12 protein-coding genes are annotated in these 20,234 nt (G+C 51.9%); 6 read left to right on the top strand and 6 right to left on the bottom strand.

From position 1 onward, the window contains the following. Nucleotides 1-18 precede the first annotated feature (18 nt). The 6 genes from SE18_RS05890 to SE18_RS05865 all read right to left on the bottom strand — a co-directional run bounded on the left by SE18_RS05890 (nt 19) and on the right by SE18_RS05865 (nt 6,077). A complete protein-coding gene (locus SE18_RS05890) occupies nt 19-1,434 on the bottom strand; it encodes a S41 family peptidase (protein WP_054533503.1) in 1,416 nt (471 codons plus the stop codon). A gap of 145 nt (nt 1,435-1,579) precedes the next feature. After that, on the bottom strand, nt 1,580-2,323 hold the full coding sequence (locus tag SE18_RS05885; RefSeq protein ID WP_054533502.1) for a 16S rRNA (uracil(1498)-N(3))-methyltransferase: 744 nt from the start codon (nt 2,321-2,323) through the stop codon (nt 1,580-1,582). Further along, nucleotides 2,323-3,288: a 50S ribosomal protein L11 methyltransferase gene (locus tag SE18_RS05880; RefSeq protein ID WP_054533501.1), complete on the bottom strand. Its 966-nt coding sequence runs from the start codon at nt 3,286-3,288 to the stop codon at nt 2,323-2,325. Before SE18_RS05880 ends, SE18_RS05885 begins: the two co-directional genes overlap by 1 nt. A gap of 185 nt (nt 3,289-3,473) precedes the next feature. After that, nucleotides 3,474-4,874, bottom strand: coding sequence for a cysteine--tRNA ligase (gene cysS / locus SE18_RS05875; protein WP_054533500.1), 1,401 nt, complete (start codon nt 4,872-4,874; stop codon nt 3,474-3,476). 31 nt (nt 4,875-4,905) lie between these two features. After that, on the bottom strand, nt 4,906-5,667 hold the full coding sequence (cysE, locus tag SE18_RS05870) for a serine O-acetyltransferase (protein WP_054533499.1): 762 nt from the start codon (nt 5,665-5,667) through the stop codon (nt 4,906-4,908). A gap of 83 nt (nt 5,668-5,750) precedes the next feature. Then, entirely contained in the window at nt 5,751-6,077 is a 327-nt protein-coding gene (locus SE18_RS05865; protein ID WP_054533498.1) for an FmdB family zinc ribbon protein, read from the bottom strand. A 691-nt stretch (nt 6,078-6,768) separates the two neighbouring features. Between SE18_RS05865 and SE18_RS05860 the strand changes: the two genes are divergently transcribed. The 6 genes from SE18_RS05860 to SE18_RS05835 all read left to right on the top strand — a co-directional run bounded on the left by SE18_RS05860 (nt 6,769) and on the right by SE18_RS05835 (nt 20,168). Then, nucleotides 6,769-7,410: a cysteine hydrolase gene (locus SE18_RS05860; RefSeq protein ID WP_054533497.1), complete on the top strand. Its 642-nt coding sequence runs from the start codon at nt 6,769-6,771 to the stop codon at nt 7,408-7,410. A 3-nt stretch (nt 7,411-7,413) separates the two neighbouring features. Beyond that, the gene (locus tag SE18_RS05855; RefSeq protein ID WP_054533496.1) at nt 7,414-10,302 is read left to right on the top strand and encodes an FAD-binding and (Fe-S)-binding domain-containing protein; all 2,889 of its coding nucleotides are present in this window, start codon (nt 7,414-7,416) and stop codon (nt 10,300-10,302) included. 245 nt (nt 10,303-10,547) lie between these two features. After that, complete coding sequence (locus SE18_RS05850) at nt 10,548-12,437, top strand: non-ribosomal peptide synthetase (protein ID WP_054533495.1); 1,890 nt, start codon at nt 10,548-10,550, stop codon at nt 12,435-12,437. Beyond that, the gene (locus SE18_RS05845; RefSeq protein ID WP_054533494.1) at nt 12,434-13,747 is read left to right on the top strand and encodes a glycosyltransferase family 4 protein; all 1,314 of its coding nucleotides are present in this window, start codon (nt 12,434-12,436) and stop codon (nt 13,745-13,747) included. Before SE18_RS05850 ends, SE18_RS05845 begins: the two co-directional genes overlap by 4 nt. Then, nucleotides 13,744-19,194, top strand: coding sequence for a non-ribosomal peptide synthetase/MFS transporter (locus SE18_RS05840; protein ID WP_054533493.1), 5,451 nt, complete (start codon nt 13,744-13,746; stop codon nt 19,192-19,194). The genes SE18_RS05845 and SE18_RS05840 overlap by 4 nt, the downstream gene beginning before the upstream one ends. A gap of 275 nt (nt 19,195-19,469) precedes the next feature. Next, nucleotides 19,470-20,168: a 4'-phosphopantetheinyl transferase family protein gene (locus SE18_RS05835; RefSeq protein ID WP_054533492.1), complete on the top strand. Its 699-nt coding sequence runs from the start codon at nt 19,470-19,472 to the stop codon at nt 20,166-20,168. The last annotated feature ends 66 nt before the right edge of the window (nt 20,169-20,234 follow it).

The following is a 20,234-nucleotide window of genomic DNA, read 5'->3' as shown; positions in this document are numbered from 1 at the left end:
AGCGGGCGTTTTTGCAGCCTATTTACCAGGCGTTGGCGTAATGGTTGGGGTTGGCGGTGGTGGTGGGGTTTGTTGTTCATCCAAAAACTTCAGCGCCCAGAACAATTGTGAATCAGCACAGGCCGTTACGCCATCTGCTGGCGTGCGATTCAAAATACATTCCACCGGATATTGGGTTGCATCGTCTGAGAATGGCACCACATAATCGGGCGTAATTCCCAGCTTGTGGATTGCGCGCTTGTTAGGTGTTAACCAATGGGCAACCGTAATCCGTGCTTCGGATTTATCGCCAAGAGTATGCACGCTTTGGACTGAACCTTTACCAAAGGTTTTTTCACCAATCAAGGTTGCGCGTTTGGTATCTTGCATTGCGCCAGAAACAATTTCCGAAGCGCTTGCCGAACCACCATTGACCAACACAACTACGGGCAGATCGAATAATTCTTGCGCATCGCCCTGTTGCAAGGTACGATATTCTTTTTGGACCCCGTTGCTATTTTCTTGATAGTGAGTCACACCATCTTTGGTAAATCGGCCCAGAATATTTTGGGCCTGATTGACATAGCCACCTGGGTTATTACGCAAATCAAAAATAATCGCTTTAGGATTATTGGGCTTGAGTTTGGCAATTGCTTGATCCATTTCATCGTAGGATGTTTGCTTAAACTCGCTCAATTGAATATAGCCAATATCGCCAATCATGGTTGAACGCACGCTAATCAAGGGAATCGTATCGCGCACAATCGGAATATCAATTTGTTTTTCGGTGCTTGTGCGATAAACCGTGATCACCACTTGCGAGCCTTTGGGGCCGCGAATCAGCTTAATTGCCTCAGCCAAGGCCTGATCTCGTTCAAGATTAGCGATAACTTCGCTAATTTGTTTGCCATCGACGGCCACCACAATATCGCCAGCGCGCACATTGGCTTTCTCTGCTGGTGAGCCTTCGATTGGCGAGACAATCATAATCTGGTCATCTTTATATTCGACGTAGGCGCCGATGCCCTCGAAATTGCCGCGCATATCTTCGCGTGAGCGTTCGGCTGATTCTGGCTCTTGAAACCCAGTAAAATCATCGCCGAGCGATTGCAACATGCCGCGAATTGCGCCATACATCATTTGTTTTTCGTCAATTGGCTCGGTATGATAGAACTCTTTATTGACCAGATTCCAAACTTCCCAAAAGGTTTGAAAATTTTCGTCTGCATTGGCAGGCGGCAAGGCCTGCTGGGTTTGTTGGATCACTTGGGCAGTTTCGGTTGCTAACGCCTGATTCGCTGCCGTCATCGATTGCTCTTTCGATGAGCTGCCCCAAAAATATCCAGCCCCCAAGGCAATGGCCACAACCAGCAAGACCCCGACAATTCCACTCAACACCAGCCACAATCTGGATGGTGCTGGGTTGCCGCCCGACATGGGCTGGAATTCGCTCATAGAAAACCTCGTTTCACGCAATTTAAGCTAGGCTAAGCCAGCCTGTATGCAGTGTACAACTTAAGCAACTGCTTGTAGGTTAGGTTGGCATTAGTAATCGACATGGATAGGTTACGCGGCATTGCCTCTCAGGCTATGGTTCATGCTAGCACGAATTTGGGCTAAACCACTGATCGAATTGAAACATGATCGCTGCCAAAGCGGCAATTGGCGCAGTTTCGGCGCGTAAAATGCGCGAGCCTAAACTAACACTGATCAAGCCAGCGTGGTTGGCGGCTTCAAGCTCTGCTTCAGTCCAACCGCCCTCGGGGCCGCTCCAAAGCGCTAGCTCGCTACGTGGCTCCAAAGCTAAGGCAGCCTTGAAAGCCAGCGTCTGGCCAGTTTCGGCCAACAACAAATGCCCACGAGCTTGAGGCAAGGCTTGGGCCACGGTTTGGGCTTGGTGCAAGATCGGCAAACGCCCACGCCCAGCTTGCTCGGCAGCCTCGCGTATAATCCGTTGCCAACGCTCGCGTTTGGTTGGCGTCACGTCGGCTTGCGAGCGCTCGCAGAGCAAGGGCACAAACGCAGTCGCACCCAATTCAGTGCATTTTTGCAAGGCGATTTCGAAGCGTTCGCCGCGCGTCAAGGCAAGATAGAGCGTAACGTTGAGGCTTGGCTCGCCATTAGCCGCATAGCATTGCAAAATACGGCCTTGAGCTTCGCGCTTATTCAAGCTGACCAATTCGGCAATATAGCCCGTGCCAAGGCCATCGAGCAGCGCAATATGCTGACCAACCCGCAAACGCAGCACGTTGTTCCATTGGTGCAGCAGCTCACGCTCGCTCACATGCAACGCTTCGCCTTGAATGGCCTCAGCTGGCACAAAAAAGCGATAGGTATTTTTCATTAGACTGGCTTGCGATGAGTAAAAGCAACCCAATCGCCTTGGGTGCGGCGTTCAACTTGCTCTAAGCCAACCGCCTCAAATGCTGCCACTACATCTGCTTCGCGCTCGTTGATAATGCCTGAGGTGATCAGCACGCCGCCTGGTTTCAGCGCCGCAAGATAATCATTACCCAACACGACATGCACCTTGGCCAAAATATTGGCCAAAATCACATCAAACTCGTTGTGATGGCGATAGCTTTGCGGTGTGCCAAGTTGGGCACCTTCCCAGCCAAGCCAGTGTTCCAAAGGCGCATCGCCCAAACTGCCTTCCAAGGCAGTCACCAATTCGGCAGAATGGTTGATGCGCGCATTTTCGGCGGTCGCTTCAACCGCAATTGGGTCGGTATCCAAAGCCAAAACTCGTTGCGAGCCAAGCTTGGCAGCGCCAACCGCCAAAATCCCCGAGCCACAGCCAAGATCAAGCACCGTGGTGTTGTTAAACTCGATCAATTCCATTAACTCAAGGCAGAGTTGGGTGGTTGGGTGCAAGCCAGTTCCAAAAGCCATGCCTGGGTCGAGATTCAGTACTACATCGTTTGCCACAGGCTCATGTTCCAACCACGAAGGCACAATCACAAAGCGCTTGCCGATGCGATGAGTGCGATAGTGCTCTTTCCAAGCATTGGCCCAATCTTCTTCGGCGATGGCTTTAATCTGCAATTCGCCAACTGGACGCATCATGCCAAGCACCCACAAACCACGTTCGATGTGGGTTTGGGCATCTGCTGCTTGCTCGTTGGCCTGCACGTAGGTGCGCACAATCACTGGTTTGTTGGTATCAATTTGATATTCGGGCGAGTCGAGCGATGGAATGATGGCCTCTTCGACTGCCACGCCACCGTTATAGCCATATTGGGCAAATAATTCCGCCACGCTTTCGACCGCTTCAGTATCGACGGTCACGCTCAGTTCGAGCCACTGCATAAAAACCCCTATTCAAGGCAAAGGTCAAAAGTCAAAGGTCAAAACACTATCAAAATCACAAGGCAAATACGTCTATCAGCAAAACTTAAAGTTCAAAAGGCAAAAAAGCTCTATTCAAGGCAAAAGTTAAAATTTCAGAGTATTCTCTGTTTTGATTTCTGACTTTTGCCTTCTGACTTTTGATTTTAGCCTTTCGTCGTCCACGTTGTGCCGCTTGGGCCGTCTTCGAGCTGCACATCAAGCTCGCTCAGGCGGTTGCGCACCAAATCGGAGAGCGCCCATTGCTTGGCTTTGCGCAATTCGGCGCGTAGCTCAATCAATAGTTCGATAAATGGAGCGGCATCGGTTTTGCCAGCGCTGTTTGCTTCCAAGCGCAAGCCGAGCACCGCCGCTAGTTCGCGCAAGCAAGTTTGCGCTGCCGCAAATGGCTCGCCACCAACGCCAGCATCACGGGCAGCATTGATCGAACGCACTAAATCAAACAATACAGCCAACGCCGCCGCACTATTGAAATCGCTATCCATCGCGCTGCGAAAATCGGTTGGCGCTTTGGCCACAATCGTGTTGAGCGTATCAACCACCGCGCCGCTGGTCGTCGTGCCATGCGCTGGCTTGAAAGCCGACATGATGCGTTCGAGCTTGCGTTCGGTGTCGGCCAAAACCTCTTCATTATAAACCAATGGCGCACGATACGAGCCAGAAAGTACCAGCAAGCGCATAATATCGGCGGAGTGTTCGCTTAAAAATTGATCAATCGTGATCAAATTGCCCAGCGATTTGCTCATTTTCTCGCCAGCCAATTGCAGCATGCCGTTATGCATCCAGATTTGGGCAAAATTCTTGCCGGTCAACGATTCGGTTTGGGCAATTTCATTTTCGTGGTGGGGGAAGATTAGGTCGTTACCACCGCCATGAATATCAATTTGCTCAGCTAATTCGTGCAAACTCATGGCCGAGCATTCGATATGCCAACCAGGTCGGCCTTGGCCCCACGGGCTTTCCCAAGCTGGCTCGCCTGGCTTGGCCGCTTTCCACAAGGCAAAATCTAAAGGATCAGCTTTGGCTTCGTCGGGAGCGATCCGTGCGCCAGAACGCATATCATCGACGGCGCGGCGCGAAAGCTTGCCATAATCTTCATCAGCACGCACCCGAAAATAGACATCGCCATTGCTAGCGTGATACGCTGCATCTTTGGCAATCAAGCCTTCGATAAATTGAATAATTTGCGGAATGGTGGTTGAAACCCGAGGATAAGCCGTGGCGGGCAGTACATTCAATTGGCCCAATTGATCAAGAAAGGCCAAGGTATAGCTCTCGGCCAATTCCATGGGGTCGCGGCCCTGCTCGTTGGCGCGGCGAATAATTTTATCATCAACATCGGTAAAATTCATCACATGGCGCACCGTATAGCCCGACCACTCCAAATAACGCCGCACCACATCGAACACGACAGCTGACATCGCATGACCAATATGAGCATCAGAATACACCGTCGGCCCACAGACATACATCGACACATGGTCAGCAACCAACGGTGTAAACGGCTCGGTCTGGCGGCTAAGGGTGTTGTAAATTGCTAATGCCATAAACGTGGCTCCTCAACACAATAATAAAGAGCTAAATACCGTCAGCGTAGTGCATTTCGTAACTTTGCAAATCTTCAAGGCAATCGAAGGGATCATCGCCAGGGGTACGTTGAGCGCTGAGCGCGGCAATATGGTAGGCTTGGCTACCCATGGCACTTTCAAGCTCGATCACCCGTTGATTGAGCGATTGGACTGATTCGTGGAGCGAGCGCAACATTGCGCCCTCAGGGTCGGGCAACATTTCGACACGGTTGGTTTGGCCCGTTTGGGGGTCGCGGGTGGCGACGACCCGCGCAGGTACGCCAATTGCGGTTGAATAGGCAGGCACTGGCTTGACCACCACCGCACCGCCGCCAATGCGTGCGCCTTCACCGATGGTAATTGCGCCAAGCACCTTGGCTCCAACCCCAATCACCACGTGGTTGCCAATTGTTGGGTGACGTTTACCAATTTCCTTGCCAGTTCCGCCGAGCGTCACGCCTTGATACATCACCACATCATCGCCGATAACTGCCGTTTCGCCAACCACAATGCCCATGCCATGGTCGATAAACAAACGGCGGCCAATCGTCGCGCCTGGATGAATTTCAATGCCCGTCAAAAAGCGCGTAAGTTGCGAGAGCAAACGCGGAATAAAGGGCAACTTTTGGTTCCAAAGCCAGTGAGTTAGGCGATGGATTTGGACAGCCTGAAAGCCAGGGTAGAGCAACACCTCAAAGATCGAGCGCGCTGCTGGGTCATTGTGTAAAATCGTTTGAATATCTTCGCGAACCGAACGCCACCAATGCCTCATATCGATCCATTCCTTTCGCAGACAAAAAGAAAGCCCAAGGCCATTAGCCTTAAGCCAAGTACCTTGGGTTCTTGAATGTCGCTTTAGGCCGCAGCCGAAGGCTCTGATTTGCTGGTTTCGGCTTTGGGAGCTTCAGGCTTGCTTTCGCTAGTTGCAGCCGCAGGCGCAGCAGGGCTGGCATCGCTGCTTGGCGCTGCAGGAGTGCTCGCTTTGCTGGTGCTGCTGTTATTGCCTGAACGACTATCATTAATATACCATCCACTACCCTTGAATACCACCCCAACCGGCTGAAATACACGTTTGATCGTGCCTTGACAGCGCGGACAGATTGTCAGCGGCTCGTCAGAGAAGCGTTGAAATTGCTCGAATTGGGCGCCACATGCTTGGCACGCATACACATAGGTTGGCACGCTACCATACCTCCGACAGGATGAAAGTTTAACGCAACAAAGCCCCAAAAGGCACATTGCCTCATTCTACCGTAATTATGGTTGCTGATCAACCAAGCATAGAGCAAAGAACATAGAACATAGGTGCATGTCGGTTGTTGGGGGCTGGGGATCGGTTTTGATCCACGAGGAGCACGAAGAGAATGGAACCGCGAAGAACGCGAAGGGCACAAAGAACGTCATGCTCAATGTGGAGAGCATAGCCCTTCATCCTTCATCCTTCTCATCCCTCATCATTCATCCTTGCCGTTGGCCACAGATTCCCACAGATTTCCCTAATTATGCTTCCCATAGCCTACAGCCTATAGCCTCATCCCTCTGCGCCTCTGCGTTAAAACCTCGCCTCAATTCCTGACCCCTGATCCCCGATCCCCATTTTGCCCTTTGCCTTTATGTTCTTTGTTCTTTGTTCTTTTTTGCCTTTTGCCTTCTGTTCTGACTTTCATCCCTCATCCTTCATCCTTCATACTTGATATGTTCTCTGCTCACTGTTCTTTTCTGACTTTTGCCTTCTGTTCTGACTTTCATCCCTCATACTTCATCCTTCATACTTGATCTAGCGTGATTTGTTTGTGATAATGGGATTGGGCAATGTAGCTCACATTAATGCCGCCCGATCAGCGTTCTCCATTTCAGCCACAAGGGAGATAGTATGCAGATCGATCCATCCACAACCGCGTTGGTTCTCATCGAATTTCAAAACGATTTCACCTCGGAAGGCGGAGCACTCCACGGCGCAGTTGCCGAAAGCATGCAAGCTACCAATATGCTGGCCAACACGCTCGAAACGGTCAAACAAGCGCGTGAAGCAGGCGTGACGATCATTCATGCGCCAATTTCATTTGCCGAAGGCTATCGCGAAATTACCAACCAACCCTATGGCATTCTCAAAGGTGTGGTCGATAACAATGCCTTTCGTAAAGGCACATGGGGCGCAGAATTGGTTGATGTGCTGGCTCCGGACAGCGCCGATATTGTGGTCGAAGGCAAACGTGGCCTTGATACCTTCGCCAGCACCAACCTTGATTTTATTTTGCGCAGTCGGGGCTTGAGCAACTTGGTTTTGGCGGGCTTTTTGACCAATTGCTGCGTTGAATCGACGATGCGCTCAGGCTACGAACGTGGCTATAACGTGATTACCCTGACCGATTGTGTAGCCGCCACCAGCGCTGAAGAGCAAGCAGGCGCAATTAGCAAAGATTATCCAATGTTCTCGCATCCCATGGATCACCAGCAATTCCTCGAAATTTTGAGCGGACGCAGTGCCATGGTTAATGCTAGTCGCGGCTATTAATCGATGAACCACGCAGCAGAACTTCAGGCTGAGGTTTTAGCTGCACTGCAGCGGTCGGTTCGTGGCAAGGTTCACGCCGACCGCTTGACACGTGCGCTCTATAGCACCGATGCCTCATCCTACGCCGTCATGCCCAAAGCGGTGGCTATTCCGCGCGATCGCGCCGATTTACAGGCCATCGTCGAGATTGCTCAACGCTTTTGCGTGCCAATTGTGCCGCGTGGCGGTGGCACGAGCCTCTCGGGCCAAGCGATTGGCGCGGGCATTATCGTCGATCTTTCGCATTCATTCGATCAAATTGGCGAGTTTGATCCTAGCAGCCGCCAGATTTGGGTCGAAGCTGGCTGCACCCTCGACCGTTTGAATAATTTTCTCAAACCACATGGTCTGATGTTCGGCCCCGATCCGTCGTCGAGTGCTTCGGCGACGATTGGCGGCATGCTCGGCAATAATTCAACTGGCTCGCATTCGATTGTCTATGGCATGACCGTTGATCATACCCTCGCGATCGAAACCATTTTGGATGATAGCTCAGTTGCAACCTGGTCAACCCAAGCAGCCAATAATCCGCGTCAGCAGCAGATTCAAGCCCAACTTAGCCAAATTGTTGAGCGTTATGCCCCTGCCATCGAGCGCGATTACCCGCAGGTTTGGCGCAATGTCGCGGGCTACAATCTTCAGCGTATGCTGCAACGCCAGCAGCAGCAACAACCATTTAGCGCTGTGCCAATTTTGGTTGGCAGCGAAGGCACATTAAGCTTAACAGTTAGTGCACAACTTAGCCTCGTCGAACGGCCAAAGGTTACGCGGCTAGCCCTGTGGCATTTTGATGATCTGAAGCGTGCCTTGGCCTTAGTGCCCGAAATATTAAATTTTCAGCCAAGTGCTGTCGAATTATTTGATCGCTATTTTATTAATTTGACCCGCCAAAACCCTGAGTACGGTTCACGCCTGAGTTTTGTGGTTGGTGAGCCGCGCGTGGTCTTAATTGTTGAATGGGCGGGAACCGATTCCAACGAATTAGCCGCCAACGATGCGGCCTTAGAAGGCTGTTTGCGCGCGTTGGGCGAAACTGGCCGCGTGGTGCGCGAAACAACGCCCGCTGCCATTGCCAATGTTTGGGCGGTGCGCAAGGCAGGCTTAGGCTTGTTGATGAGCCAACGCGGCGATGCCAAACCGCTAGCATTTGTCGATGATGCGACTGTGCCAGTTGCCCGTTTGGCCGACTATGCCCGTGGAGTTGAGGCGATTTGTCGCGAGGTTGGTACAGAAGCTAGTTTTTATGCCCATGCCTCGGTTGGCTGCTTACACATCAATCCATTAATTAACTTAAAAACTGAGCGTGGTTTGGCCCAAATGGCGCATATTTCGCAGGCCGTTGCTAGTTTGGCAATGAGCCTTGGCGGCACAACGACTGGCGAACATGGCGAAGGTCTGGCGCGCTCAGCTTTCAACCAACAATTGTATGGCGCAGAATTGCACCAAGCCTTCGGCGAAATCAAGCAATTGTTCGATCCCAAGCAAATCTTCAATCCAGGCAAAATTTTGGCAGCACCGCAGCCGTGGCAAGCAGAAATTCTGCGCATCAACCCCAGCTACCAAACACCGCATGCGCCCAGCGTGACCTTCTTCGATTTCACGCCTGATGGCGGTTTTGCTGGCTTAGTCGAGATGTGCAATGGCCAAGGCGTTTGCCGCAAAGCTGATGCTGGTGTGATGTGCCCATCGTATATGGCAACTCGCGACGAGGCTCATTCAACACGAGGCCGAGCCAATGCGTTGCGGGCAGCGATGACAGGCCAGCTTGGAGCCGAGGGCTTGAGTAGCCCTGAATTGCATGAAGCTATGGATTTATGCCTTGAATGCAAGGCATGTAAACGTGAATGCCCGTCGATTGTGGATATGGCACGGCTCAAATCGGAATGGCTGGCGCAGTATCAAGCAACTCATGGCGTGCCATTGCGCAGCCGTTTGTTTGGCCAGATCGCCAAAATCAACCAACTCGGCATGCTGGTTCCACGTTTAAATAATTGGTTGCTAGCCCAACCAATCACCCGTTGGCTGCTCGACCGCAGTTTGGGCATCGATCAACGACGGCAATTGCCAGCCTTGGCAAATAGCTCATTTCGGACATGGTTTAAACGCCAAAGCCAAATTCAAGCTGCACCGCGTGGCCCGCTAATTCTTTGGGATGATACCTTTACGCTCTACAACGAACCGCAAATTGGCCAAGCCGCCGTGAAGTTGCTCAGCGCAGCGGGCTACAAGGTTTACTTAATCAACGAACGGCGCTGTTGTGGCAGGCCGTTGATCTCAAAGGGCATGTTGGCAGAAGCGCGGGCCAATGCTGAACACAACATCAAACTGCTTGCGCCATTTGCTGAGCTGGGCGTGCCAATTATTGGCCTAGAGCCAAGTTGTATTGCCAGCTTTCGCGATGAATACCCAGCGCTGGTGACGACCAACGCTGCCAAAATCGTGGCGGCACAAAGCTATTTCATCGAAGAATTTTTAGTTAAATTGGCTGCTGAAGGCATTAATTGGCATTGGAAAGAACAACGACCATCTGATGAAGTGCTAGTCCATGGTCATTGCTATCAAAAAGCCTTGATCAGCACCAACCCACTCTTGGCGATGTTGCGGCTCGTGCCAAACTTGGCGGTGCAGGAAATTGAAAGCGGTTGTTGTGGTATGGCTGGCTCGTTTGGCTATGAACGCGAACATTATGAAGTTTCGCTGGCTTGTGGCGAGCAACGCCTTTTTCCAGCAGTTCGTAACAGTCAACAGCCAATTCTCGCGGCTGGCATGTCTTGTCGCCATCAGATTGAGGCTGGCACAGGCGTAATTGCCCAGCATCCGATCGTCTTTTTGGCTGATTGTTTAGCCGATTAAGCTACAAGCAATCGTAGGAATTTTCATATTTGTTCAATTGTTTGTTCATCCAACAAATTGACAAACGCCGCGGCTTTGGCGTATAGTATGGCCTTGAAGAGTCGTGTCATTTAATCAATCCTCAACTAGATTTCTCATGCCCTGCCTACGGGGCCTTTGGCGGTTGCGCTGAGGCTATCGCTGCGCCCATAGGCATCGCAACAATGCTAAAACTACAATCTAAAACGATGCGAAGGAGCCGTGTTATGTCAATAGCGACATTAGCGCCGATCACCGCCGACCGCACAGGCACAGTTTTTGTGCATGATGTTATCAGCACGCACGCCCAGCATTCACCACAGGCTATTGCCATTGCTACCAGCACATTCAAGTTAAGTTACGCTGAATTCGAACAGCGCACCAATCAGCTTGCCCATTATTTGCACCGTCAAGGAGTGCGCCGTGGCCACACAGTTGGCGCATGCTTTGAGCGCTCAGTCGAGGCAATGATCGCCGCCGTGGCGATTTGGAAGGCGGGCGCAGTCTACTTGCCGCTTGATCCGAGTTATCCCCAAGAACGGCTTAAATATATGTTGGGCAATAGCGGCGCGAGTTTGGTACTGGCAACCCAACTCACCGCCAGCCAATTTCCTGAGCAACAATTGCATACTGTTGAGCAATTAGCCGCTGAGCTTGCCCAGCAACCAAGCCATGCCCCTGAACATCAACTTACACCCGACGATCTCGCTTATATCATTTATACCTCTGGCTCGACTGGCAAGCCCAAAGGTGTGCTCGTGCCACATCGCGGCTTGGCCAATTTGGCGGCTGCCCAAGCTGAACGCTTTGGCATTAACAGCCAATCGCGAGTTTTGCAATTTGCCTCGCCAAGCTTTGATGCTTCGATTTCTGAAATGATCACAGCTTTTTTTCAGGCTGCGACTTTGTTTGTAGCCCCAACGAACGATCTTTTACCAGGCCCAGATTTATTGACGACCCTACGGGATCACCACATCACGGTTGCAACCCTGCCGCCTTCAGTGCTGGCGTTGCTCGATCCACGCGACTTGCCCAATTTACAAACCATTGTTTCTGCAGGCGAGGCTTGTACTGCCGAAATTGTAGCGCGTTGGGGGACAAACCGCCGTTTTATCAATGCCTATGGCCCAACCGAAGTTACGGTTTGCGCCACCATGAGCCAGCCTTTGCGCTATGGCATGGCCGTCAGCATTGGCAACGCGATTAGCAATAGCCAAACCTATATCGTCGATGAACACTTAAATTTGGTCGAAGGCGAGGCGGTTGGCGAATTATTGGTCAGCAGCGTTGGCTTAGCCCATGGCTATCTCGGCCTTGGCGAACAAACTGCCGAGCGCTTTTTGCCCAATCCATGGAGCGACCAAGCGGGCAGTCGAATGTATCGCACTGGCGATTTGGTGAGGCGCTTGAATGATGGCAGCCTTGAGTTTCGCGGACGCATCGATCATCAAATTAAGCATCGCGGCTATCGGATCGATCCTGGCGAAATTGAAATGCTGTTGATGGAATATCCCAATGTGCGCCACGCCGTCGTAACGCTGCATCACGACCATAACCAGACCGAGCGTTTGGTCTCGTATTTGGTGTTACACGGCGAAGTGATACCATACTATCGCGATATTTACCGCTATTTGGAGAGTATGCTGCCCAAATATATGGTACCGCTCTCGTATACCGTCGTGAAAGAATTGCCACGCACACCCAATGGCAAGCTCGATTTAGCAGCCTTGCCTGAGCCAGATTTTGCCTTGCTGACCGTTAGTGAACATTATGTTGCCCCACGCACGCCGCTTGAACAGCAGATCGCCGCAATTTGGGAAAATATTTTGGATACGCCCAACATTGGTGTGCTTGATGATTTTTTTGATGCTGGCGGACACTCGCTGTTAGCGACCCAAATTGTTTCAGCAATTCGCAGCACCTTTGCGGTGGAAATTCCGCTCTCAGTGTTGCTGGGCGTTGAGCCAACCATCGCCGCCACCGCCCAATTGATCGAGCAGTATCAAATTGCCAACGCCGATGATGCCGAACTAGCCGACCTGTTGAACGAACTTGATGGCCTCTCCGATGAAGAAATTCAAGCCTTGTTAGCTGATGAAGGAGCGCTCACCGCATGAATTTTTTGCTGATTCAGCCGCTTGATTATTTGTTCGTCTCTGGCGGGGCACATAAAGCCAATCGTTTTTTGATGGAAGGCCTCGTCCAGCGCGGCCACAAATGTATCGTGCTCTACCCGCTGGAAGAAAATCGCGAAAAGAATGGCAAAGAAAAGTTGCTCAAGCAACTTGAACAACGCCAAATTCAGGTGGTCGATGCAACCCATCCCGATATGGTGCATTACCACATGAATGGGGTTGATGTCTATGCCTCAGGCGGCTCACTGAGCTTCTTCACCAAACTCATTCACCAAGTTACTAAAGAATTTAACATCGATTGGACGATTGTCACCGAAGATCGCTCATTTTTATGGGTCGAGGTGGCCCACGAAGCCAATCCGGGCCGCGCTATTTTTCTTTCGCATAGCCAAGCAACCCTGCCATTCGGCCCCGAATGCTTCGTTGACGACCCCACCAAAACCCGCACCTTGCAACAAATGGCCGATTTAATCTGCGTGAGCGAATATTTGCAACGCTACGCCAAAGAATGGGGCAATCTCGATTCGACCGTGCTGCGCTTTCCATCGTATGGCGAAGGCCCATTTCCCTTCCTTGCCAACTTCGATCAAGGCGCGGTCACAATGATCAATCCGTCGATGCTCAAGGGCAGCCCAATTTTTATTGAATTAGCCCAGCGCATGCCCGAAGTACAGTTTGCAGCCGTGCCCACGTGGTCAACCACTGGCAAAGATCGAGCGATTCTCGAAGCCTTGCCAAATGTACAATTTATTCAGCCCTCGCCCGATATGAACGAGGTGCTCAAGCATGTCAAGGTGCTGCTGGTGCCATCGCTGTGGGGCGAATCGTTTGGCCAGGTGGTGGTTGACGCGATGCTGCGCGGCATTCCAGTGCTGGCAAGCGATGTTGGCGGCTTGCCCGAAGCCAAACTGGGCGTAGAATATCTGCTGCCAGTCACCCAAATTCGCGAATATAGCAGCATTTCAGCCAAAGTTTATACGGCAATTCCAGTTGTGCCGACCCAAGATGTTACGCCTTGGGAAACAACCTTGCGCCGTTTGCTGAATGATCGTGAGCATTACAACGATTTGGCTCAACGTTCGCAAGCTGCGGCCCTCAATTTTATCAACAATATTGGCATCGAACATTTCGAACGCTATTTTCTCAACCTGCAACCGCGCCAAACTAGCGTCGTGCCAAGCTTGACTCCCGACCCCAAAGTGCAACGAGCCGCCCAGTTGGCAGCCCTGCCCGCTGAACAACGAGCGCTCTTAGCTCAACGCTTGAAACAACGCCGAGGTGAGCAAGTATGACCGAAGTCGCACGCCAGCTTGAAGATCTTTCGCCAGAACGCCGCGCCTTGTTGGCCCAACGTTTGCGCCAACGCCAAGCCGCCAAGCCAGTGCCCAGCATTCCAGCGCTGGCCCGCGTCGGTGAACACCCAGCCTTTGAACTTTCGTTTGCCCAACAACGACTGTGGTTTTTAAGCCAGTGGCAACCAGAAAGCGCCGCTTATCACATCCCAGCTACATTCAGCATTGCTGGTGAAATTAATGTTTCTGTACTGCAAACTTGTCTTGATAAAATTATTCAGCGCCATGAAGTGTTACGTAGCACGATCGAAGTGCTCAACGACGAGCCAATGCAGGTCATTCAGCCATTCCGCAGCCTTGATTTGGAGCTTGTTGATCTCCGTGGGCTGAGCAACGAGCAACAAGCCAGCCAACGCCAGCAGCAGATCGAGCGCCACAGTCAGCAACCGTTTGATCTCAGCAAAGATTTAATGCTGCGTGGCTTGTTGCTGCACACGGCTGATGATCACGCTGAATTGGTATTGACGATTCATCATATTGCTTGCGATGGTTGGTCGATTGGGGTCTTGTTGCGCGAGCTTGGCCAACTTTATGAAGCTGGGCTACACGGCGAGCAGCTTGAGCTTCCAGCGCTGCCAATTCAATATGCCGATTTTGCGGTTTGGCATAAACGTTATGTGGTTGAGGAAGTTTATCAGCAACATTTGAATTTTTGGCAAGCACAATTGAGCGGCCCACTACCCCTGCTCAATTTGCCAACCGACCATGCGCGACCAGCGGTCAAACGCGATCTTGGGGCAACCGTCGAATATCATCTGCCTTGGAGTTTGGTCGAGGCGGTTGAACGCTTGAGCCGCCAAGAGCGAGCCACGCCGTTTATGCTGTTTATGGCGGCTTTTCAGGTTTTGCTCTATCGCTATTCGGGCCAAAGCGATTTAATTATTGGTACGCCGATTGCCAATCGCACCCGCCGCGAAATCGAAAATCTAATTGGATTTTTCGTCAATACCCTGCCAATTCGGGTTAATTTGGCTGGCTCACCTAGCTTTCGTAGCCTGATTGCTCAAGTGCGCCAAACCTCGTTGGCCGCTTTTGAGCATCAAGATATGCCGCTCGAACACTTGATTGATGTGCTCAAAGTCGAACGCAGTTTGAGCCATAACCCACTATTTCAAGCCTTGTTTGTGCATCAAACCACCAGCATTCAAACTGTCGATTCAGGTGAATTTGGCTTACAATTTGGCGGGGCAATTGAAACTGGCAGCGCTAAATTTGATATTAATCTGAATTTAGCCGCCAATCGTGCCACCTTCGAATACAACACCGATTTGTTTAAGCGCAGCACGATCGAACGCATGGCCAGCCATTTCCATAGCTTGTTGGAATATGCGGTGACCAATCCCGATGCCTGCATCGAGCATTTGCCCTTGCTGAGCAGCAGCGAACGCCAACAATTGCTGCAAACCTGGAACAGCACCAACGCCAATTATCCAGCAGTCGATTCAATTGTGAGTTTGTTCGAAGCTCAAGCGGCGCGAGTGCCAGAGCGCACAGCCTTGCATTTTGAAGGCCAAAGCCTGAGCTACGCCGAACTGAATCAACGCGCCAACCAACTAGCGCATAGCTTGCATCAACGCGGCATTGGCTGCGATATGCGAGTTGGCTTGTTTATTGATCGTTCGTTGGATTTGTTGGTGGGCGCGTTGGGGATTCTCAAGGCGGGCGCGGCGTATGTGCCAATCGACCCGATTTACCCCCAAGATCGCATCAGTGCTATGCTCGAAGATGGCGCGGTGAGTTTGCTGATTACGCACGCCGAGCTAGCCGCCGATTTGCCAGCGCTCGATCTTGAGGTGCTCTGCCTTGATGAGGCTTGGCCGACAATTGCTCAAGCGCCAACCCAAAACTTGAATTTGGCGCTTGAGCCGCGCAGTTTGATGTATGTGCTATTTACCTCTGGCTCGACTGGTCGCCCCAAAGGTGTGGCAATCGAACACCGCAATTATGTCAATTATATTCAAGGTTTATTGCAACGAATTGCAGCCGAAGATGGCTGGAGCTATGCCTTGGTTTCGACCTTTGCCGCCGACCTTGGCACAACCAATGTTTATGGAGCCTTGTGCAGCGGCGGCGAATTACACATCGTGGCCTACGAACGCGCCACCGATCCCGAAGCCTTCGCAGCCTATTTTCGCCAGCATCGCATCGATGTGATGAAACTTGTGCCCAGCCATTTCGAGGCCATGCGCGGCCTAAACAACTTGGCCGATGTCATTCCCAAGCAGCGCTTGATTTTGGCGGGCGAAGCCAGCCTTTGGGAGCAACTCGCTGATATTCGCCAACTTCAGCCTAGCGTACAACTGCAAAACCACTATGGGCCAACCGAAACCACGGTTTCGATGCTGACCTACCCAATTCCCAGTCAACCGCGCTACCCCAGCAGCACCGTACCACTTGGCAGGCCATTGGGCAATGTGCAAATTTATGTGCTCGATCGCCAGCTGCAACCAACGCCGCAAGGTGTGCCAGGTGAACTCTATGTTGGCGGCGCTGGCGTGGGGCGCGGCTACATCGGGCGGCCCGATCTGACTGCCGAGCGTTTTGTGCCCAATCCATTTAGTGCCGAAGCCGGATCACGGCTCTATCGCAGCGGCGATTTGGTACGCTATCAGCCTGATGGCGCGATTGAATTTTTGGGACGGATCGATCTGCAAGTCAAAATTCGTGGCTATCGCGTCGAGTTAAGCGAGATTGAAACTGCGATTCAGTCCCAAGCGCAGGTTGCCAATAGCGTAGTGATTTTGCGCGAAGACACACCAGGCGATAAGCGCTTGGTCGCCTATATCGTGCCCGAAGCGGGCCAGAGCCTGAATATTGGTAGCATTCGCGAGGCCTTGCGCAATAGCTTGCCCGATTATATGGTGCCAACCGCCTTTGTTGAATTAGCTGGATTACCACTTAATCCCAATGGCAAAATTGAACGCCGTGCCTTGCCCGCCCCTAGCAACGAGCGCAATCTCGATAGCTACGTTGCGCCACAAACCGCCACTGAACATGAATTGGCAGGAATTTGGGCCGAGGTTTTGGGGCTTGATCAGGTTGGCATCGACGATAATTTCTTCGATTTAGGCGGCGAATCATTTAAAGCGATTCGGGTTGTGCGCAAAATTGGCAGCCATGTCAGCGTTATGACGCTATTCAAATATCCGACAGTGCGTGAATTGGCAGCCCATCTTTCCGGTGCAAGCAGCACTGAGAGCGGCGGCATGCTCTATGAATTAACCAAAGCGCAGGCTAAACACCACACCACGATTGTGGCAATTCCCTATGGTGGCGGCAGTGCGATCACCTATCAACCATTGGCCCAAGCCATGCCCAAGGGCTATCGGTTATTAGCCGCCGAGCTACCTGGCCACGATTTCAGCCGCCCCGACGAGCCATTGCAAGCCTTAGAAGTGGTGGCGAGTCAGCTTGCCAGCGAAATTCAAGCCAAAACCCAAGGGCCAATTGTGTTGTATGGCCATTGCGTTGGCAGCGCCATGACCGTGGAAATTGGCCGCTTGTTGGAGCAAGCAGGCCGCGACGTTCAGGGGATTGTGCTCGGTGGCAATTTTCCGGCGGCTCGCGTGCCAGGCCGCTTCTTTGAATGGCTCAACAAACTTATGCCCGCCGATCGTTGGATGTCGGATCGGACATATCGCGATTTTCTGCGGGCGTTGGGTGGCTTCACCGAAATTGTCGATCCAGCTGAGCAAACCTTTGTCATGCGCAGTTTGCGCCACGATGCCCGCGAAGTTGAGCGTTATTTCACCCAAGCCTTTGCCCAAAAACAGCCGCAACAACTCAAAGCCCCAATTGCCTGTATCATCGGCGAGATGGATCGAGCGACCGAATATTACCAAGAGCGCTACCGCGAATGGGAATATTTCAGCAACAACGTCACGCTGCATGTGATTCCCCACGCTGGCCATTATTTTCTCAAACATCAGGCCAGCGAACTAGGCCAAATCATCGATCAACAAACTGAGCAATGGCAACAACCAAGGCCAATTCAGCCAACCGCCGCCAAATCAAAATCGCACAAAACCAGCATGCCCAGCCTACGAATCTTCTTTATGGTCGCCTTGGGCCAGCTAGTTTCGATGCTTGGCTCAAGCTTATCAAGCTTTGCCTTGGGGATTTGGATCTATCAACGAACTGGCACAGTCAGCGATTTTGCCTTTACCGCAATTGCCTCAATGCTGCCAAGTTTGCTGGTTTCGCCATTGGCTGGAGCAATCGCCGACCGCTGGGATCGGCGTTGGATTATGATTATTGCCGATACAATTTCGGCGCTTTCGACAATTGTGATTGCCATGCTGCTATGGGCCAATAAACTTGAGGTTTGGCATATTTACCTCACGGCAGCAGTTAGCTCGATTGCCGGAACCTTCCAGCGCCCAGCCTATGCCGCAGCCATGACCCAGCTTGTGCCCAAACAATATCTAGGCCATGCCAATGGCGTGATTCAGCTTGGCTCGGCTACGGGCGGACTGATTGCACCATTTATTGCAGGCGGTATGGTGGCATTCTTTGGCTTGGGCGGAGTCTTTTTGCTCGACTTCATCTCGTTCAGCTTGGGGATTGGGGTGTTGTTCTTGGTACGCTTCCCCAACACGCTCTATCACAAGCGCGAGGAACCATTGCTGCGCGAAATTGTGCGCGGCTGGGAATATATCATCAAGCGCCCAAGTTTGGTGGCGATGGTGCTGTTTTTTGCCTTGGGCAACATCTGGTTTGGCATCGCCAGCATCAGTATGAGTCCGTTGGTGCTCTCGTTTGGCGGGCCTGCCGAATTAGGCATTGTCAGCGCAGCTTGTGCTTTGGGTGGCTTTCTCGGCGGCTTATTTATGAGCTTATGGGGCGGCTTGCAGCGTCGTGCCGAAGGCATGGTCGGCTTCGTCATTCTTGAAGGCTTTTTCATTGCTTTGGCTGGGTTGCGGCCTTCGGTATGGTTGGTGGCCTTGGCAATGTTTGGAATGTGGTTTGCGATTTCGCTCGTCAACGCCCACTGGCAAGTGCTCATCCAAACCAAAGTTGGCCTAGAGCTACAAGGGCGAGTCCAAGCAACCAACCAAATGCTGGCAATGCTCAGCATCCCGCTGGGCTATTGGCTGGCTGGGCCGTTGGCCGATAAATTGTTTGGCCCGTTGCTCGAACCAAACGGCGCACTCAGCAGCAGTTTGGGTTGGCTCTTCGGGGTTGGGCCTGATCGCGGGATTGGCCTGTTGATGGTGGTAGTTGGCTTAGGTGCAGCAATTTGGGCCTTGATCGGCTTCAATTATCGGCCATTACGTTATATGGAAGATGCGCTGCCCGATGCCATTCCTGACGCTGAAATCGCCAGCGACCGCGATACGATTCAAGCTCAAGCCGATGGTATAATCGCCACGACAGTAAAAGGATGAATTATGAAGGATGAGGGATGAAGGATAAAGACAAAAATCAAAAGTCAGAAGTCAAAAAGGCTCAGTTATAACCGCGAAGAACGCGAAGCTACGCTAAGAGATAAAAATTAAATATACTTCGTGTCCTTCGTGGTTAAAAACTTTAACCCAGAGGCGCAGAGGAATTGAGGCTGTAGGCTATCAACTATCGGAGATTTTGGTAAAAACTTGAGATCTATAGCCTACAGCCAATAGCCAACTCGCCTTCGTGCTCTTCGTGGTTAAAAAAGCTCTCTATGATCTTAAACGCTAATACTATCGACATTTGGCTGATCGACTTGACGCGGCTACGACCTCAACGGAGCCGCTTTTGGGCTGTACTCAACCCTGAGGAGCAAGCGCGGGCGCTACGTTTTCACTTCGAGCGCGATCAGCTGCGCTACACGATTTGTCGTGGCGCAATGCGCCTGATTTTGGCCGAATACCTTAGCAGCGACCCAAGCAGCCTCGAATTTAGCCAAAACAGCTATGGCAAGCCCTTGCTGGCGGATGTTGAACTGAGCTTTAACCTCTCACATGCTGGCAACTATGGCTTGCTCGGCCTCAGCCAATTGAGCACCATCGGCGTGGATATTGAGCAAGAACGTCAAGTCGACGACTTGGCGAGCATCGCCCAACATTATTTTGCGCCCAGCGAGCGCCACGCAGTGCTGAATGCTGCTGATCAGACTGCGGCATTTTTTCGCTGCTGGACGCGCAAAGAAGCCTATATCAAAGCCCATGGCATGGGTTTATCGTTGCCACTCTCTAGCTTTGCCGTCTCAATCGAACCGCACATTGATCAAGCCCTGGAATGGAACCGCGAAAATACCCTCGATCAATGGCATGTGCAGCCACTCGCTGCGCCTGCTGGATACGCCGCTGCGCTGGCTTGCCCTCGCTCGACCGAAGAAATGCAGGTGCAGCAGCGCGAGTGTCTGCGCCTAGCTGACTAAAGCGTGGGAGCCTCATTTTTTGTCAAGCCGCCAGCCCTGTGTTAAAATGCGCTATTGCGTTTAGCA

This window comes from Herpetosiphon geysericola, assembly GCF_001306135.1.
Classification (GTDB): Bacteria; Chloroflexota; Chloroflexia; order Chloroflexales; family Herpetosiphonaceae; genus Herpetosiphon; species Herpetosiphon geysericola.
Note: the sequence above shows the minus strand (reverse complement) of the source record. Positions and strands in the feature narration are given on the sequence as shown.

Coding starts and splice junctions, on each gene's coding strand:
- cysE (WP_054533499.1), bottom strand. CDS start 5,667: ATGAGGCATTGGTGGCGTTCGGTTCGCGAAGATATTCAAACGATTTTA.
- cysS (WP_054533500.1), bottom strand. CDS start 4,874: ATGGCATTAGCAATTTACAACACCCTTAGCCGCCAGACCGAGCCGTTT.
- SE18_RS05885 (WP_054533502.1), bottom strand. CDS start 2,323: ATGAAAAATACCTATCGCTTTTTTGTGCCAGCTGAGGCCATTCAAGGC.
- SE18_RS05840 (WP_054533493.1), top strand. CDS start 13,744: ATGACCGAAGTCGCACGCCAGCTTGAAGATCTTTCGCCAGAACGCCGC.
- SE18_RS05890 (WP_054533503.1), bottom strand. CDS start 1,434: ATGAGCGAATTCCAGCCCATGTCGGGCGGCAACCCAGCACCATCCAGA.
- SE18_RS05850 (WP_054533495.1), top strand. CDS start 10,548: ATGTCAATAGCGACATTAGCGCCGATCACCGCCGACCGCACAGGCACA.
- SE18_RS05855 (WP_054533496.1), top strand. CDS start 7,414: ATGAACCACGCAGCAGAACTTCAGGCTGAGGTTTTAGCTGCACTGCAG.
- SE18_RS05835 (WP_054533492.1), top strand. CDS start 19,470: ATGATCTTAAACGCTAATACTATCGACATTTGGCTGATCGACTTGACG.
- SE18_RS05845 (WP_054533494.1), top strand. CDS start 12,434: ATGAATTTTTTGCTGATTCAGCCGCTTGATTATTTGTTCGTCTCTGGC.
- SE18_RS05880 (WP_054533501.1), bottom strand. CDS start 3,288: ATGCAGTGGCTCGAACTGAGCGTGACCGTCGATACTGAAGCGGTCGAA.
- SE18_RS05860 (WP_054533497.1), top strand. CDS start 6,769: ATGCAGATCGATCCATCCACAACCGCGTTGGTTCTCATCGAATTTCAA.